This window comes from Bradyrhizobium sp. AUGA SZCCT0177 (genome assembly GCF_018130125.1).
GTDB lineage: Bacteria > Pseudomonadota > Alphaproteobacteria > Rhizobiales > Xanthobacteraceae > Bradyrhizobium.
Map to the genome: position 1 here is coordinate 110454 of NZ_JAFCMA010000008.1, position 15137 is coordinate 125590.

Sequence of the window (15137 nt, forward strand, 5' to 3'; positions counted from 1 at the left end):
TTGGATGTGCTGGAAGCCGCGCCCTCTGGGGCGCGGAAGGCGCTCAACCTATTCTATTGAGAGTGCCTCGGATGCTCGTGAACATCTCGCCGATATTCTTCCGCATCGAATCGAGCTTCTGAAAATCTTCGAAGATCCTGGAAATTCTCGCGTCGAGCTCGGTCTTGTTGGTGGCGATCGCGTCCACGCGCGAGGCCAGCCCTTCATCGCCCTTCAGTTCGATCTCGCCAAGCGTCTTGCTCAGGATCGCGTGACCGATATTCACTTCAGCGATCAACGCCTCGATCCCGTAGACCGGTCCCTGCAGCGGCGCCAGTCCGGCCTGCGACGTCGCCAGTTCCTCCTTGAACTGACCCAGCGTCGCCGAAAAATCCTGCAAGCTCCGGAGACGCAATCGGCAGTCGACGATGAATTCGTTCAGCGCGTTCTGGCGGTCGAGCAGGCTGGCGCCGCTGGAATCCGTCTCAATCGCCGCAAGTGAGCGCTCCAGATGCGTCCGACGTTCCCTGAGCTCTTCCAGGTCAAGGCGAATAGCGTCCAGAATATGGAGGCAATCATCAACGTGCGCGACCCGCTGCTCGATCTCGACCTTGTTCTTCGAGAGGCTCTCGACCCGCAGGCTGAGCTTTTCATCCCCGCTGGATTCGAGTTCATCCAGCATCCTGGTCAACTGGTCGCCGGATGAGCGCAGCTCGGTAATGAGGGCGTTGATCCCCGTTTCCGGCGTGCGCACGGGTACAAGCTCTGCGTGGGTCTTGGCCAGTTCTTCCTTGAAGCGGTTGAGCGTCGCCAGTGACTGCTGCAGCACACCGTGACGGTCGTGAATCGCTGATACGCTTTGGTCCAGTTCGTTGACGCGATCGCCGAGGTTTTTCTTGTTGTCGTCGGTCTCCAGCTCAGTGAGCCACCGCTCGAGCTGACGCAGCCGGTCCTTCAATTCGCTGAATACAGGCTCGGCAACGCGCCGCTTTTCCGATACGACGCCGACCGTCTCCCGAAGGGCCTGCTGGCGGCGCCGGATTTCTTCAAGCCGCTCATGGAGATCAACGGAATCGTACCGGCTCTGCTGTTCGGCTATCCGTTTTTCAGTGTCCGCGAGCGTCGTCTGAAGCGATACGATGGCTTCTTCGGGGTCACTCTTGGCGAGATGCTGGACCGACGAGTCGAATCCAGCTTGCGCATCATGCGCGGCCAGAACCCCTTGTCGCAGGCCCCTCAGACGATCCCGCAATAACTTGTTCTGGCGTGCCAGGCCGTAGGCTTGCCAGACGGATGAGCCGATCAGCGACAAGGTGGTCAGCATGATGGCGCCGAGCGCGAACCGCTGGGGACCTGGCAACGCCGCTAGCTGAACCGATATTTGGGCTGGATCGAGTCCCAATGTCGCGCCTGCAAAAAACGCGCAAGCGCTGAACAGCACTATCCAGGCGATGATCGGAAACCACATACCGCGATCTAATCAAACTGTGTCGTAATCGATTGAAGGGATATTTCTTTGGGGCGAACCGGGTTGGATGCCCGTTTCCGCAAATCTACGTCCCCCTTTTGGTCGGGAACCATAACGGCTTTTAAGGTCGGGCGGTAGTCTTACGGCGCCGGCACACGCGACTTGGCGCCGCAACCCGGGCGCGTCCATGGAGAGAAGGCCGGTAGGGTCGCGTGTCCGAACGGCGCCAGGCGCCAGACGTCATCCACTAGCGCTTCGCCATGCTTACGGCGCGGCCGGTCTCGCCGATTACCTTCACTTCATCCTTGCCGCAGGTGAAGCTGCGCGCGACCTCGTCTGCGGCCTTGCGGGCGAGTTCGTTGGGATTTGGGTTGGCCTGTGCATCGATATAGGCGACGTGGCAGACGGCGCCGGGCGGCAGCCTGGTCACCGCCAGCATCGGCTTGGCGGTGGGGCGGCCTTCCTTGTCCGGATCGCTGTTGTCGGCGATGTGCCAGCGCTGGATGATCGCGAACGGCTTGCCGTCCATCGCCCGCCATTCGACGGTGTGGGTGGTCGAGTTGAACGGGCCGAACCAGCCTTGCGCGGCCGGCTCCTTGGCCGCCGCGGCGCGGTTGCGGCCGACCGAGACGGTTTCGCGTAAGTCGCCTTCGCTGATCAGCACCACCAGGCCCGCTGTGCCCTGGCAGACCCGCGTCGTGCTGCCGTCGAGTTCGCTGGGCTTGCCGATCATGCGGCAATCCTTCGGCGCCGTGGACGTATAGCTGCTGCTGAATGTCTGGGCATTTGCGGGTGAAAACAGGCCAAGCACGGCGCATGCCGCACCGGCCAATGCCGTCAAATGCAGATTGCGGAGGCGTTTCATCCCTTGGCGTCCCTTGCCGCCCCCTTGAGGTCCCCTGGGCCATCCCCGGCCTTTGGGGAACCATGACATTCTGACGTGTGCAATCTGGGGAAGGTTCAAGGAAGCCAAGCGAAATACCTGACATCGGCGCGGAATCGTCCTAGAAGAGCAGCTTCGCCGTTCCTTTCACTCACCAGCGTGTCAGTAATTCAATCGTCATGGCTACCGTATCTCCGAACAAACCCTTCCGCGTCGGCCGCTCCCGCACCGGGCTTGGCCTCTTCGCCACCAAGCCGATCAAAAAGGGCGCCAAGATCGTCCGCTATTTTGGCCCGCTACTGGATTCGAAGAAGAAAAAAGACGACGCGATCGAGAACAAATATCTGTTCGAGCTGACCAACCGCTGGACCATCGACGGTTCGGTGCGCGCGAACGTCGCCCGCTACATCAACCATGCCTGCAAGCCGAACGCGGAATCCGACGTCAAGCCGCGCAAGCGCAAGGTCATCATCCGCGCCATCAAGAACATCGAGCCGGGCGATGAGATCAATTACGATTACGGCACCGACTATTTCAAAGCCTATCTGAAGCCGATCGGCTGCAAATGCGCGGCATGCGAAAAGAAGCGCAAGAAGAAGCGCGCCGAGGCGAGGGCGGAGAAGCTTCGCCTCAAGGCCAAGGCGGAGCGGAAGGCTTTGAAGGAAGCCGAGAAGCAAAAGGCGAAGGCCGCCAGGGCACGCAAGGCCAAAGCAAAGGCCAGCGAGAAAGACAAGCAGAAGCTGGTTGCCAAGAATGGCACCAAGGCGAATGGAGCCAAGACGAACGGCGCCAGGCTCAACGGCAAATCCTTGAACGGCAAGGCCTTGAACGGCAAGTCGCTGAACGGACACGCCCGCAAGACCCCGACTGCACGGTCCGGTATTCTGGCAAAGCCGCAGCAAGCCAGGGAAAGCCGGGCGACGGCGTAAATCCGTCCGTCATTCCGGGATGGTCCGAAGGACCAGACCTCAGATGTGCAATTGCACATCGGGGAATCTCGAGATTCCGGGTTCGCTTCGCACCCCGGAATGACGATTACTAGCCCGGCTTCCGCGCCGACTGCGGCAACGACGAAACCCCGAAATCTACCGCCGAGCGCTGAACGATCGCGCCCGACGCGTCGACCACGACGCGAAAGCGCCGATGCTCGGAGAAGAACGTCAGGCGATGCCGCCCCTGATCCGCATCGACGCCACGCTCGGAAACGCTGGTGATCGTGCCCGCGCGCATGCCTTCCTTGAGCCGCGGCAGCGCGATGCCGAGACCTTCGGCGACGATCGACGCATCGATCTGCACTTCGCCATCGGCAAACTCGATCGGCTTCATGCGGCACCTCGCGCCGGGCTCGCTTTGGATCGCGCGGGATAGGCGCATTCCGCCAGAGTGGTGCCGTCGAGTTCGCGCATGAAGGCTTCGCGCGCGGCGGCAAGTTTCCCTTTCAGCCGGCAGCGCGGCAGCAGGGAGCAACAACCGCCATCCTCACGAAAACACTCGACCAGCGCTTCGCCTTCCAGCGCGCGCACGACTTCGCCGAGCGTAATCGATTGCGGCGGCCGCGCCAGGCTGAACCCGCCGCCGACGCCGCGTTGGGTCGAAATGAAGCCGCCATCGGCGAGATCCCGCACCACCTTGGCCAAATGATTGCGCGAGATGCCGAACTCGGCCGCGATCTCGCTCGTGGCGAACGAGCGCGCCGGCTCGCCCGCCAGCCGCATCAGGGCGCGCAGGGCAAAATCGGTGAACGATGTCAGGCGCATGGGAGGCCCTCAGAAATGTGACTTGGCAGAGCATTTATAGCCGTCTAAATATGCATTTGAAATACCTATTTAAGGATACCCGTAATGACAGGGGCAGAACGGCGTGAGGCGATCACCGCCGAGATCATGGAAAGAACCGGCATCACGGAAGCCATGATCGAACGGCTGGTGCGGGGCTTCTACGCAAAAGTCCGCAGCGATCCGATGCTGGTGCCGGTGTTCGAGGCGCGCATTTCGGATTGGGAGCCGCATCTGCAACAGATGTGCGCGTTCTGGTCGTCGGTGGCGCTGATGTCGGGCCGCTATCACGGCACGCCCATGGTCAAGCATATGCCGCTGCCGGTCGACGCCGGTCATTTCGACCGCTGGCTCGAACTGTTCGAGGCTGCGGCCGGCGAAATCTGTCCGCCGGTGGCCGCAGCCCATTTCGTCGAACGGGCGCGGCGGATCGCGGCAAGCCTCGAATTGGGCATCGCCAGCGGGCAGGGCGTCATGCTCGCACCCGGCGAGAGATTTCGGCGCAACGAAACAGGAGCGGTTCAATGACCAATCAGACGCGTGCGATACCAAGCAAGGATCAGGCTGATCCCTATTCCGGCAACAGCCTCGTGCCGATGCTTGTCATCGGGCTAGTCCTGACGCTGGGAGGAATGTTCGCGGCTTTGGCGTTGAGCTAGCCGCCAACGCGTGTAGCCGGACCAGGCTAGCGCGCCTTTTTCTTCGAGCTGTTCAGCGCCGCCGCGGCGCGGATCAGCGTCTTGAAGGCTTCCGCATTGATTTCAACGCCCTCATGGATGTCGATGGCGCGTCTGGTGTTGCCTTCGAGGCTGGAGTTGAACAGCTTTGACGGGTCCTTGAGCGAAGCGCCCTTGGCGAAAGTCAGCTTCACGGCGCTCTTATAGGTCTCGCCGGTGCAGATGATGCCGTCGTGCGACCAGACCGGAACGCCGCGCCACTTCAACTCCTCAACCACATCGGGCACGGCCTGTTTGATCAGCGCGCGGACACCGGCCAGCGTCTTGCCTCGCCAGTCGCCCAGTTCCTTGATCTTGATGTCGATCAGCCGGGAAGGGGACTCGCCTTCGTTTCCTTCCTTCGATGCGCTCTTGCTGATGTTCTTGGCCGGTGTTGCTTTCTTCGCGGTCATTTTCCCTCGTCTGTTACATCAGTATCGCTGGTCGCGAGCTGCTCACTTGGCATCCGCTCACCCGCTCACATTCGCTCGCCGGGCAATTGGCTGGCTTGCTTCACCCAAGCGGCGAGTTGAGCTTCGTCGAGCTGGTCATCCTCGTGGATGTCGAGGTAGCGCACTTCCTTCTGCTTGGAAGCGCCGGACGGAACAGGGCGCAGCGACGTGCCGCGGAAGAACGCCACCTTGACGTATCTCGTGAAGACATGGATGCCGAGGAACCAGCCCTCGCCCTCGATACCGTATAGCGGCGAGTTCCATTTAACGGCCTTGTACACGCCGGGGAAGGTGCGCGTGATGAGCGCGTCGAGGCGGCGCCCGACATCGCTTTTCCAGCCCGGCATGGCCGCGATATAGGCTTGCACCGGAGCGTCGCCGTAGGCCTTGGCGATTTGCGGATTGCCGCCCGATAGCAGCTTCGGCTTCGCGGCAACCCGTTTTGCAACTGTCTTCTTTGCAACCTTCTTCGCCGGCTTCCGCGACGTCTTGCCCGCCTTCATATCCACTCCTGCATCAGCCGCTGCGCCATTTGGCGGCATAGGGCAGCGCGAACAAGTACAAACCGCTGAACAGAAGCAGGAAGAGCGGCAGCAGCGCCAGGAAGCCGAGCCAGTCGGCATGCGTCCCCATTGCCACGGCGATGAAGTTGATGATGACGGTCACCGTAAAGGCAAGGGACAGCCAGCGGTGGATCTGTCGAATCCAGATGTTCCCGTTCAATGGAATCTCCTCTTGTTACGTACCTTGAATAACCCTCAGGCGTAGCCTGCAGGCTTCACTCCGCCTTCGCCAGCATCTGCTCCAGCTTTGCAAAGAACTCCTGCCAGCCCGCCTTGGCGCCGCCATAGGCCTGCGGCTGATCCGGCCGGAAGCCCGACTGCTCCATGCGCAGCAGGGTTCCGGTGCGTGTCGGCGTGAGCGTCCAGGCGACGACGCTGCTGAGATTGTAGGCCGCTTGTTCGTGCTTGAAATTCCAGGTGTAGGTCAGCTTTTTATTCGGCTCGACGGCGAGAACCTCGCAGTCCAGCACGCCGCCCCACTCGCCGCGCAGATTGAAATTGTGACCCACGACGGGCTTGAAGTCGTTCTTCATCAGCCACTCCTCGATCAAATGCGGTTGCGTCAGCGCCCGCCAGATCTTTTCCGGCGGATGGGGGATTTCGCGTTCGACGATGACGGAGCGCGTTTCGGTCGCAGTGTTCATTGGTCCATCCTTTTGAGGAGATCTTCGAGGTCGTCGAACCGGTTTTGCCAGAAGCCGGCCATCTGGCTGGTCCAGTCGATCAGCGGCGAAAGCGCGCCGAGCTGCGCGCTGTAATGGGTCTGTCGTCCTTCATGGCGGTCGCGCACCAGCCCGGCCTGCTTCAGGACGCCGAGATGCTTCGAGACGGCCGGCTGCGAGACGCCGGCGCGCGCCGTCAGGGCCCCGACCGTCTGCTCGCCGTCGCGGCACAGCCGCTCGAAGATCGCCCGCCGCGTTGGATCGGCGAGTGTTCTAAACAGCACGTCATGAACGTTTGGCATTGGTATCGATAACCCGTTGGCTATGGGTCTACGTATAACCATCGGGATATATGTTAGTCAAGCGGGGAATAAGGAGCGGCTGAAAGATTGTGTCAGAAGCAGGTTCCGCGGCCAATATGAGCCAGTGAAGGTAGGTGGGCGTACCTGGGCAGGACGTGGGGCGGCCGAGAATTAACATACCCCGTTGGTTATGCATTCAGCGGGAGGGCGCAAGGGCGCCAGCGGCCCACGCTAATTCGCGCCCGATGACAAGAGCCTGTCATCGGGCGCGTTCTCAATTCGCGTTCAGCTCAGGCGGTCACCTCGCCGCCGCTCTTGCGCAGTCCGATATATTGCAACTCGGCAAACACGCCGGTTGCAATCGCCTGCGCGACCACGAAGAGGATGCCGAGCAGGTTCGGGCTGACTGCGCCCGAGAACAGCAGGGCGATGCTGCCCAGCGTCCACGCGGCGTTGCCCACGATCACCAGCAGCACCAGAGCCTTCAGCACCGATTGCCGTGTGCCGAGCCAGCCGACCAGCGCGGTGTAGGCGATGAGAAACAGCCCGCTCTCGCGCAGCAGGGCTTCCGGCAGATTGAGGAACGGCGCGAGCACGCCGGCGCCGAGCGTGAGGAGCACCGCCGCGACGCCGCTGAAGACGGCGTCGGCAAGCAGAGCGCGGCTCAGGAATGAGGATGGGTTGATCATAGTTCTCTCCTTTGGTTTTACGGGGTGGGTGGTTGGGGGTTAGCGGAACCAGGACCGGAACTGACGCCAGCGCCGCATCGGGGACAGCGCCTCGCCGATCCGGTTCTCGATCGTCTGCACCTGCGCGACCACGAAGACGCCGGTGTCGTGCACCAGGGGTTCCGGCATGTTGAGGGAACGGGCCAGCGCCCAGACCGCCAGATTATGCAGGGCGCGAACGATGAGCAGAAACAGAGGAAGCATCAGCATGGGTCATCTCCTGTGCTCACGAAGATGACCCCGTCCGCGACCCAATTCGATTACGTCGGAGGTAATGGAAGCTGAGAAATTCGCATGGTAGGTTTCCACCATGAACGCACATGCTTCCACGGCGCGAGCCGAACGTCCCCAGCCCGTCCATATCGGCGATCACCTGCGCGAATGGCGGCAGCGCCGTCATCTCAGCCAGCTCGATCTGGCCGGCGATGCCGAGATTTCGGCGCGTCATTTGAGTTTCGTCGAAACCGGCCGCGCCGCGCCGTCACGCGAGATGGTGCTCAAGCTGGCCGAACGCCTGGAGGTGCCCTTGCGCGAACGCAACGTCTTGCTGGTGGCGGCCGGCTTTGCTCCCGCCTTTCCGCAGCGCTCGCTGGACGATCCCGCGCTGAAAGCGGCGCGGACGGCGATCGACCTTGTCTTGAAGGCGCACGAGCCCAATCCGGCGCTGGCCTATGACCGGCACTGGAATCTGGTCACCGCGAACCGCATGGTGGCGCCGCTGCTCGAGGGCATTCCGGCGCGGCTGCTGGGCCAGCCCTTCAATATCCTGCGGCTGGCCTTTCATCCCGAAGCGCTGGCGCCGCGCACGGTCAACCTCGCCGAATGGAGCAGTCATCTCTTGGAACGGCTGCACCGCCAATGCGAGGCGACCGCCGATCCCGAACTCCTAAAACTCTACGCGGAGCTGAAGGCCTATCCGATGCCGGCGCGATCCGGCCCGCTCTCGCCGGACAATGTCGCGATTCCCTTCAAGTTTCGGCTGGGTGGCGAGGTGCTGAGCTTCATTTCGACCACGATGATTTTTGGTACGCCGGTCGACGTCACGCTGTCGGAACTGGCGCTGGAGACGTTTTTCCCGGCGGACGACCTGACCACGCGGCGGATGCGGGAGATCGCGGCAGCGCTCACCTGACCGCGACACCGCGGGCGTTTACAGGCGCGTCCGCCCTTCGCATAATCGCCGTATGGACTCCCGCCAACATGCACGGCTGCCCGCCAATCCGATCGGCGATCTCCTGCGCGGCTGGCGCAATCGCCGGGCCATGAGCCAGGCTGATCTGGCGTTCGAAGCCGGCATCTCGATCAAGCATTTGAGTTACGTCGAAACCGGCAAGGCGGTGGCGAGCCGCGAGATCCTGCTGCAACTGGCATCCGCGCTGGGCCTGTCGCTGCGCGACCGCAATGCGCTGCTGGAGTCCGGCGGCTTTGCGCGACAATATGGCGAGCGCGATCTTGCAGCGCCCGAAGTCGCCGACGCCAAACGCGCCATCGATCTGCTGCTGCGCCGGCACGAACCGTTTCCCGCCATCGTCACCGACCGGCGCTGGAACGTGCTGCAGGCCAACGGCGCGGCGACGCGGCTGATGACGATGCTGCTCGGGGCAGAGCGCATGGCGCGTCCGCTCAATCACATGCGGATGTTTCTTTCACCCGACGAGTTGCGACCCTATGTCGAAAACTGGCCGAAGGTCGCGTCCGCACTGCTGGTCCGCGCCCGCCACGAGGCGATGGCCGCGCCGCTCGATCTGGCGCTGCTATCGACCTGGCGCGAATTGTTGAAATTGCCCGACCTGCCGGTCGCGCAGTTCGACGAGCACGAAACCCCGGGCCCGCTATGCGAGGTGCGGCTGCGCAAGGGCGATGTCTCGGTCGGCCTGATCGGCGCGGTGTTGACATTGGGCACACCGCAGGACGTCACGCTGCAGGAACTGCGCGTGGAAATGTTCATGCCGGCGGATGAAGCGTCCGAGGCCATTCTCGTCGCACTGGCGGCGTAACCGCCGACCGCTCAGTTCGCCTTCTCGATCAGGCTTTCCAGCAGGCGTTTCAAATCCGCCGTGGCCTTGTTGCCGTAATTCTCGGCGATGAAGGCCTCTTGGCTCAGCGCCAGCGAGTTCAGGCGCTGGGTCAGCGCCTTGCCGCGGTCGGAGGAGAACATCAAGACCTTGCGCCGGTCGTCGGCATCCTGGACCCGGTAGACGAGGGCATCCGACACCATCCGGTCGACCATCTTGGTCAGCGTCGGATGATTGAGCAGCACCGCTTCGGCAAGTTCACCCATCGAGTGGCCCTTGCCGTCCGACAACACCTTCAGGATGCGCCATTGCTCGACCGGCACGCCTTCCTTGCGGAAGCGCGCGTCGAGCTGGCGATTGATCTCCCGGTTGGCCTGCGCAAGCAGGTAGGCGAGATGCTCGGTGATGGGTTTACTGGGCGATTTGGCCAAGGCTTTGAACTGCGTAATGGAGTTTTGGATGAATATTTAGCGCTCTTGCTTGAACTCTATGCACGGGAATCGTTGAATATTCAATATTTTCCACTAGGATTTTTGTTGCTGATCACCTTGCCGATGGTAGTCTGATGGCGCCGGACTAAAAGAAGCTGAAAGGAGAGCGAATTGCTCTCGTTGCCGCAATTAGAAAAGTTCGGTGGGCCGCCGGTGCCGCCGGAACTGCTGCTCAAGGGGTTTCCGGGGATGGGGACGGGCACCTCGGAGCCGGCGCTTGGCCCGTTCCGGGCGCGCCGCGACCGCAAGAAGTTGCGGATTGCCAATTTTGTCGGGCTGTCCGGTCCGTCGGGAATCTGGGGTCCGGCCTCCATCAACAGTACGCTGCTGGGCATTTCCGAGATCAACCGCCGCGGCGGCATTCTCGGCCGCGAAATCGAAGTCGCGTTCCATGACACCGGTGGCGATATCGACGACGTGACGCGCACCGCTTCCGACATTGTCGCGTCCGAAGACGCCGATCTCATCATGGGCTCGCATATCAGCGCGGTCAGGGTGGCGCTGCGCAAGGTCGTCGCCGGTCACATTCCCTACCTTTACACGCCGGTCTATGAGGGTGGCGAGCGGACGCCCGGCGTCATGGCCATCGGCGAGACGCCGGGGGCGCAATGGCGCCCGGCCATCGAGTGGCTCGCCAACACCAAGCAGGCAGCGAGCTGGTATCTGATCGGCAGCGACTATGTCTGGCCATGGCTGTCCCACAAGGCGATCAAAAAATACATCGCGGACGCAGGCGGGCGTGTCGTCGGCGAAGAGTTCGTGCCGATCGGCGAGCACAATCACGGCAACCAGCTGGCGCGGATCCGGGCCGCGAAACCCGACGTGGTGCTGATCACGTTGATCGGCGCCGACAGCGTCGTGTTCAACCGTACCTTTGGCGAGCAGGGGCTCGGCTCCCGCATGCTGCGCCTGGCCGGCGCGATGGACGAGACCGTGCTGCTCGGGATCGGCGCCGACAATACCGAAAACCTGTTCTGCGCGTCCGGCTATTTTATCGACAAGGCGTCGCGCGAGAACGACGCTTTCCGCTGCCAGTACGAAGCCACGTTCGGTCGCCACGCGCCGCCGATCGGTTCGATCGCGCAGTCGAACTACGAGGGGCTGCGGTTTCTGGAGACGGTCGCAGCGCGCGCAGGATCGCTGGCGCGCCAGCCGTTGCTCTCGGCGGCTGCGAACGTGGACTATCAAGGCGCGCGAGGCAACATCGGCATTCGCCGCGGCAGCGCCAGGATGCCGATCTATCTTGCCGCCGCCAACGGGTTGGACTTCCGGCTGATCAAACAGTTCTGACCGCGAACGCGTAACCCTTCGCAACGGGAGGCGTTGCAAAATAATCCTTGAAAAGGAAAACATTTCCGTTTCTAGTGATGGGTGTGGGGTTGGGGCCCTTCGCAATTTCCTTCGCGAGCCGTCAAAGAAACAGGAGAATCCATCGTGACAGTAGCGCTTCCTACTCCCGATCAGCTGCGCGCGGTTGCCGACCAATGCGGTCTGGCCTTGACCGATGAGGACGTCGCTTCCTTCCGCGGATTGATGCAGGGCTCGGTCGATGCCTACAACGCCGTGGGCGCAATGGCCGACGAAGTCCCGATCGTGAAGTACCCGCGGACCCCCGGTTATCGCCCGTCGCCGGAAGAAAATACGCGCAACGCCTGGTACCGCAAATCGACCGTCAAGGGCGCCGCCAGCGGCAAGCTGAAGGGCAAGGTCGTGGCGCTGAAGGACAACATCATGCTGGCCGGCGTGCCCATGATGAACGGCTCCGCGACGCTCGAAGGCTATGTGCCGGATTTCGACGCCACCATCGTCACGCGCATGCTCGATGCCGGCGCCGAGATTGCCGGCAAGGTGCATTGCGAATCGTTCTGCATCTCCGGCGGCAGTCATACCAATTCGACCGGTCCGGTGCACAACCCGCACAAGATGGGCTATTCCGCAGGCGGATCGTCCTCGGGCAGCGCGGTCGTGGTCGCGCTCGGCGAAGTCGATATGGCGATCGGCGGCGACCAGGGCGGATCGATCCGGATGCCGTCGTCCTTCAGCGGCACCTACGGCATGAAGCCGACCTGGGGCCTCGTGCCCTATACCGGTATCATGCCGATCGAGATTTTCGTTGATCACACCGGGCCGATGACCGCCAATGTCGCCGACAACGCGCTGTTGCTCGAAGTGATCGCCGGCGACGACGGCTACGACCCGCGGATCAAGTCGCCCAAGGTGGAGGATTACACCAAGGCGCTGGGCGCCGGTATCAAGGGCATGAAGATCGCCATCGTCAAGGAAGGTTTTGAGCAGGTCGGCGCCGAAGCCGACGTCAACAGGAGCGTGATGGAAGCGGCGAAGCGGCTGGCGAGCCTCGGCGCGACAGTCGAACAGGTTTCAATCCCGATGCACATGGTGGCACCGGCGGTCTGGACGCCGATCGGCGCCGAAGGCATCGCCCAGACCATGATGTTCGGCGACGGCTATGGTCTTAGCCGCTCGGATCTGTACTCGACGTCGCTGATGGATTTTCATCGCGGCTGGCGCGGGCAGGCGGACTCGCTCTCGGAAACCACAAAACTGTTTCTGATGCTTGGCGTCTACATCAACAATAATTTCGGGCCGCGCTACTACGGCAAATCCGTCAACATCTCGCGGCGTATCACCGCGGCCTATGACAAGGTGCTGGCGAATTACGATCTCCTGCTGATGCCGACCACGCCGATGAAGGCGACGCCGTTGCCTGCACCCGGCGCCTCTCGGGAGGAGGTGTGCCAGCGCGCCTTCGAGATGATCACCAACACCGCGCCGTTCGACATCACGCACCACCCGGCGATGTCGGTACCCTGCGGCATGGTCGACGGCCTCCCGGTCGGGCTGATGCTGGTCGGCCGGCATTTCGAGGAATCGACCATCTATCGCGCGGCGCACGCCTTCGAGCAGGCGGCAGACTGGAAGAAAATGTAAGCAGCCGAACCCGCAAACGCTGCTGGATGCCATATGGATAATCTGTTCGTCGCACTGTTCGAGATCCTGAGTTTTGGCGCGATCGTCGTTCTGGTCGTGCTGGGGCTCGGGATCATCGCCAGCATGATGGGCATCTTCAACTTCGCGCAGGGCGAGTTCGTCCTGCTCGGCGCCTACGTCACCTATATCGTGCACAGCGCCGGCGCGCCGGTCTGGGTCGGAATGGTCGCCGCACCGTTTGCCGTCGGTGCACTGGGATTTGTGCTGGAGCGGAGCATCGTCCGGCGATTTTACGCCGCACCGATCGTGGCGATGCTGGGCACCTACGCGCTCGGACTCATTATCCGCGAAATCGTCCGCGGCCTGATCGGCGGGCTTTATCTGTCGGTCCCGGAGCCGCTCGGCGGTTCGGTCAATATCGGGACCATGCACTTTTCGAGTTGGCGGCTGGTCATCATCCTGATCACGGCGCTGGTGATGATCGGCAGCTATCTGCTGCTGGCGCGCACCGCCTTCGGGTTGCGCATCCGGGCCTCGCTGGAAAACCCCGCGCTCGCCCGCGCCTCCGGCATTTCAACCAATGCGATCTATGGCGCCACCTTTGCGTTCGGCGCCGCGCTCGCAGGTCTTGCGGGCGCGCTGATCGTGCCGGTGTTCTCGCTGTTTGCCGATCTCGGCCTGCGCTTCCTGATCCAGGGGTTCGTCGCCGTCATGGTCGGCGGAGTCGGCTCGTTCGCGGGACCCGTCGCGGGCGCCGGCGTGATCGGCACGCTGGCCGCGGCACTGCCCTGGATCATTCCGCCCGTGATCGCCGACGTCCTCGTGTTCGTTCTCGCCATCATCTTCATCAAGTTTCGGCCGCAAGGCCTGATTTCAGGAAAAGGGGTCTAGTCCATGTCCAGCGATCGCAGCCATCTCAACCGCCGGCGGTTTCTTTCCAACTTCGCGTTTGCCAGCACCGCCATCGCCACCGGCGTCGGCAGTTGGGTCGTTCGTCCCGATTGGGCGAACGCCGCGGCCGCCCCAATCAAGGTCGGCATCGCGACCGACTTGACCGGTCCGATCGGTTACGCCGGCAACGCGGATGCGAACGTCGCAAAAATGGTGATCAAGGAAATCAACGACTCCGGTGGATTGCTCGGCCGGCCACTGGAATTGTTCATCGAGGACACGGCCTCGAATGAATCGGTCGCGGTCGGCAACGTCCGAAAACTGATCCAGCGCGACAAGGTCGATCTGGTGCTGGGCGGCATCACCAGCTCGATGCGCAACGCTATCAAGGACGTCATCGTCGCCCGCGGCAAGACGCTCTACATCTACCCGCAGCTCTACGAGGGTAAGGAATGCACGCCCTATCTGTTCTGCACCGGCCCGACGCCGGCGCAGCAGTGCGACGAATTCATTCCCTGGCTGATCAAGAACGGCGGCAAGCGGTTCGCGCTGCCGAGCGCCAACTACGTCTGGCCGCACACGTTGAACGTCTATGCCCGCAAGGTGATCGAGGCCAATGGCGGCGAGGTGGTCTTCGAAGAATATTATCCGCTCGACCAGATCGACTTCAGCGCCACGGTGAACCGGGTCATCTCTAACAAAGTCGACGTGGTGTTCAACACCGTGATCCCGCCGGGCGTCGGGCCGTTCTTCAAGCAGCTGTACGAGGCGGGATTCCTCAAGAACGGCGGCCGGTTGAGTTGCGTCTACTACGATGAGAACACGCTCAACATCAATCAGGCGGCCGAGATCGAGGGCCTTGCGAGCTGCCTCGACTACTTCAAGGCGCTCACGCCGGAAGACCCGTTCAGCGCCAAGCTGCATGCCGCCTACGAAAAGCAGTTCCCGGGCACCTTCCTGTTCGCCGCGGGCAGCGCCGCGACCGGGACCTATCGTGGCCTCAAACTGTGGGAGGCGGCGGTCAAGGAAGCCGGCAAGATCGATCGCGACGGGGTCGCGGCGGCACTGGACCATGCCAAGATCGCCGAAGGTCCCGGCGGACCCGCCGAAATGGTTCCCGGCAAGCGGCATTGCAAGATGAAGATGTACACGGCGGTTGCCAAGGGCGGCAATTATGAGATCGTCGCGCGCAGCGCCGGCCTCGTCGATCCCAAGGAATGCTAAAAGGGAATGCTGAGAAGGAATGCTGATGCAATGTCAAAG

General features: G+C 62.3%; 21 protein-coding genes. 9 read left to right on the forward strand and 12 right to left on the reverse strand.

Translation table 11 applies throughout. The features are described 5' to 3' along the window. Positions 1-43: 43 nt before the first annotated feature. Entirely contained in the window at positions 44-1447 is a 1404-nt protein-coding gene (locus tag JQ597_RS11720; protein WP_212264323.1) for a coiled-coil domain-containing protein, read from the reverse strand. 247 nt (positions 1448-1694) lie between these two features. Then, positions 1695-2312 (reverse strand): hypothetical protein, encoded by a 618-nt coding sequence (locus JQ597_RS11725; RefSeq protein WP_212264324.1) that lies wholly within the window; start codon positions 2310-2312, stop codon positions 1695-1697. 197 nt (positions 2313-2509) lie between these two features. On the opposite strand from JQ597_RS11725, the gene JQ597_RS11730 reads away from it, so the two are divergent. Beyond that, the gene (locus tag JQ597_RS11730; RefSeq protein ID WP_212264325.1) at positions 2510-3259 is read left to right on the forward strand and encodes an SET domain-containing protein; all 750 of its coding nucleotides are present in this window, start codon (positions 2510-2512) and stop codon (positions 3257-3259) included. A 109-nt stretch (positions 3260-3368) separates the two neighbouring features. On the opposite strand, the gene JQ597_RS11735 is transcribed toward JQ597_RS11730, so the two are convergent. Further along, on the reverse strand, positions 3369-3656 hold the full coding sequence (locus JQ597_RS11735; protein WP_212264326.1) for a DUF6522 family protein: 288 nt from the start codon (positions 3654-3656) through the stop codon (positions 3369-3371). After that, a complete protein-coding gene (locus tag JQ597_RS11740; protein ID WP_212204423.1) occupies positions 3653-4087 on the reverse strand; it encodes an RrF2 family transcriptional regulator in 435 nt (144 codons plus the stop codon). The genes JQ597_RS11735 and JQ597_RS11740 overlap by 4 nt, the downstream gene beginning before the upstream one ends. An 84-nt stretch (positions 4088-4171) precedes the next feature. Between JQ597_RS11740 and JQ597_RS11745 the strand changes: the two genes are divergently transcribed. Both JQ597_RS11745 and JQ597_RS38075 read left to right on the forward strand, forming a co-directional pair. Further along, positions 4172-4633, forward strand: a complete 462-nt coding sequence (locus JQ597_RS11745; RefSeq protein WP_212264327.1) for a group III truncated hemoglobin — start codon at positions 4172-4174, stop codon at positions 4631-4633. Next, positions 4630-4764, forward strand: coding sequence for a hypothetical protein (locus tag JQ597_RS38075; protein WP_283813411.1), 135 nt, complete (start codon positions 4630-4632; stop codon positions 4762-4764). The genes JQ597_RS11745 and JQ597_RS38075 overlap by 4 nt, the downstream gene beginning before the upstream one ends. 26 nt (positions 4765-4790) lie before the next feature. On the opposite strand, the gene JQ597_RS11750 is transcribed toward JQ597_RS38075, so the two are convergent. From JQ597_RS11750 to JQ597_RS11780, 7 genes are all read right to left on the reverse strand, one after another. Next, positions 4791-5234 (reverse strand): DUF1801 domain-containing protein, encoded by a 444-nt coding sequence (locus JQ597_RS11750; protein WP_212264328.1) that lies wholly within the window; start codon positions 5232-5234, stop codon positions 4791-4793. A 65-nt stretch (positions 5235-5299) separates the two neighbouring features. Then, complete coding sequence (locus JQ597_RS11755) at positions 5300-5776, reverse strand: DUF1801 domain-containing protein (RefSeq protein WP_212264329.1); 477 nt, start codon at positions 5774-5776, stop codon at positions 5300-5302. 13 nt (positions 5777-5789) lie between these two features. Beyond that, the gene (locus JQ597_RS11760) at positions 5790-5996 is read right to left on the reverse strand and encodes a hypothetical protein (protein ID WP_212264330.1); all 207 of its coding nucleotides are present in this window, start codon (positions 5994-5996) and stop codon (positions 5790-5792) included. A gap of 55 nt (positions 5997-6051) precedes the next feature. Further along, positions 6052-6480 carry an SRPBCC family protein gene (locus JQ597_RS11765; RefSeq protein ID WP_212264331.1) on the reverse strand — a complete coding sequence of 143 codons (429 nt, stop codon included), beginning with the start codon at positions 6478-6480 and terminating at the stop codon, positions 6052-6054. Then, a complete protein-coding gene (locus tag JQ597_RS11770) occupies positions 6477-6800 on the reverse strand; it encodes an ArsR/SmtB family transcription factor (RefSeq protein ID WP_192740300.1) in 324 nt (107 codons plus the stop codon). The genes JQ597_RS11765 and JQ597_RS11770 overlap by 4 nt, the downstream gene beginning before the upstream one ends. A gap of 290 nt (positions 6801-7090) precedes the next feature. Further along, a complete protein-coding gene (locus JQ597_RS11775) occupies positions 7091-7489 on the reverse strand; it encodes a hypothetical protein (RefSeq protein WP_212264332.1) in 399 nt (132 codons plus the stop codon). A 39-nt stretch (positions 7490-7528) separates the two neighbouring features. Beyond that, the gene (locus JQ597_RS11780; RefSeq protein ID WP_312012107.1) at positions 7529-7738 is read right to left on the reverse strand and encodes a hypothetical protein; all 210 of its coding nucleotides are present in this window, start codon (positions 7736-7738) and stop codon (positions 7529-7531) included. Positions 7739-7838: 100 nt separating this feature from the next. Here JQ597_RS11780 and JQ597_RS11785 point away from each other — a divergent pair, with 100 nt between their 5' ends. Both JQ597_RS11785 and JQ597_RS11790 read left to right on the forward strand, forming a co-directional pair. Beyond that, positions 7839-8660 (forward strand): helix-turn-helix domain-containing protein, encoded by an 822-nt coding sequence (locus tag JQ597_RS11785; protein ID WP_212264333.1) that lies wholly within the window; start codon positions 7839-7841, stop codon positions 8658-8660. A gap of 52 nt (positions 8661-8712) precedes the next feature. Beyond that, entirely contained in the window at positions 8713-9525 is an 813-nt protein-coding gene (locus JQ597_RS11790; RefSeq protein WP_212264334.1) for a helix-turn-helix domain-containing protein, read from the forward strand. 11 nt (positions 9526-9536) lie between these two features. On the opposite strand, the gene JQ597_RS11795 is transcribed toward JQ597_RS11790, so the two are convergent. Further along, a complete protein-coding gene (locus JQ597_RS11795; protein WP_211996396.1) occupies positions 9537-9974 on the reverse strand; it encodes a MarR family winged helix-turn-helix transcriptional regulator in 438 nt (145 codons plus the stop codon). Positions 9975-10145: 171 nt separating this feature from the next. Here JQ597_RS11795 and JQ597_RS11800 point away from each other — a divergent pair, with 171 nt between their 5' ends. The 4 genes from JQ597_RS11800 (at position 10146) to JQ597_RS11815 (ending at position 15098) form a co-directional block, all read left to right on the forward strand. Next, complete coding sequence (locus tag JQ597_RS11800) at positions 10146-11324, forward strand: substrate-binding domain-containing protein (RefSeq protein WP_502754397.1); 1179 nt, start codon at positions 10146-10148, stop codon at positions 11322-11324. A 144-nt stretch (positions 11325-11468) separates the two neighbouring features. After that, the gene (locus tag JQ597_RS11805) at positions 11469-12983 is read left to right on the forward strand and encodes an amidase (RefSeq protein WP_212264335.1); all 1515 of its coding nucleotides are present in this window, start codon (positions 11469-11471) and stop codon (positions 12981-12983) included. Between the two features lie 33 nt (positions 12984-13016). Beyond that, a complete protein-coding gene (locus tag JQ597_RS11810) occupies positions 13017-13874 on the forward strand; it encodes a branched-chain amino acid ABC transporter permease (RefSeq protein ID WP_212264336.1) in 858 nt (285 codons plus the stop codon). A gap of 3 nt (positions 13875-13877) precedes the next feature. Then, positions 13878-15098 (forward strand): substrate-binding protein, encoded by a 1221-nt coding sequence (locus JQ597_RS11815; protein ID WP_212264337.1) that lies wholly within the window; start codon positions 13878-13880, stop codon positions 15096-15098. The last annotated feature ends 39 nt before the right edge of the window (positions 15099-15137 follow it).

Bases quoted from the DNA above. Each gene is read 5' to 3' on its own strand.
- JQ597_RS11720 (WP_212264323.1), bottom strand. From the start codon at position 1,447: ATGTGGTTTCCGATCATCGCCTGGATAGTGCTGTTCAGCGCTTGCGCG.
- JQ597_RS11725 (WP_212264324.1), bottom strand. From the start codon at position 2,312: ATGAAACGCCTCCGCAATCTGCATTTGACGGCATTGGCCGGTGCGGCA.
- JQ597_RS11730 (WP_212264325.1), top strand. From the start codon at position 2,510: ATGGCTACCGTATCTCCGAACAAACCCTTCCGCGTCGGCCGCTCCCGC.
- JQ597_RS11735 (WP_212264326.1), bottom strand. From the start codon at position 3,656: ATGAAGCCGATCGAGTTTGCCGATGGCGAAGTGCAGATCGATGCGTCG.
- JQ597_RS11740 (WP_212204423.1), bottom strand. From the start codon at position 4,087: ATGCGCCTGACATCGTTCACCGATTTTGCCCTGCGCGCCCTGATGCGG.
- JQ597_RS11745 (WP_212264327.1), top strand. From the start codon at position 4,172: ATGACAGGGGCAGAACGGCGTGAGGCGATCACCGCCGAGATCATGGAA.
- JQ597_RS38075 (WP_283813411.1), top strand. From the start codon at position 4,630: ATGACCAATCAGACGCGTGCGATACCAAGCAAGGATCAGGCTGATCCC.
- JQ597_RS11750 (WP_212264328.1), bottom strand. From the start codon at position 5,234: ATGACCGCGAAGAAAGCAACACCGGCCAAGAACATCAGCAAGAGCGCA.
- JQ597_RS11755 (WP_212264329.1), bottom strand. From the start codon at position 5,776: ATGAAGGCGGGCAAGACGTCGCGGAAGCCGGCGAAGAAGGTTGCAAAG.
- JQ597_RS11765 (WP_212264331.1), bottom strand. From the start codon at position 6,480: ATGAACACTGCGACCGAAACGCGCTCCGTCATCGTCGAACGCGAAATC.
- JQ597_RS11770 (WP_192740300.1), bottom strand. From the start codon at position 6,800: ATGCCAAACGTTCATGACGTGCTGTTTAGAACACTCGCCGATCCAACG.
- JQ597_RS11775 (WP_212264332.1), bottom strand. From the start codon at position 7,489: ATGATCAACCCATCCTCATTCCTGAGCCGCGCTCTGCTTGCCGACGCC.
- JQ597_RS11780 (WP_312012107.1), bottom strand. From the start codon at position 7,738: ATGCTGATGCTTCCTCTGTTTCTGCTCATCGTTCGCGCCCTGCATAAT.
- JQ597_RS11785 (WP_212264333.1), top strand. From the start codon at position 7,839: ATGAACGCACATGCTTCCACGGCGCGAGCCGAACGTCCCCAGCCCGTC.
- JQ597_RS11790 (WP_212264334.1), top strand. From the start codon at position 8,713: ATGGACTCCCGCCAACATGCACGGCTGCCCGCCAATCCGATCGGCGAT.
- JQ597_RS11810 (WP_212264336.1), top strand. From the start codon at position 13,017: ATGGATAATCTGTTCGTCGCACTGTTCGAGATCCTGAGTTTTGGCGCG.
- JQ597_RS11815 (WP_212264337.1), top strand. From the start codon at position 13,878: ATGTCCAGCGATCGCAGCCATCTCAACCGCCGGCGGTTTCTTTCCAAC.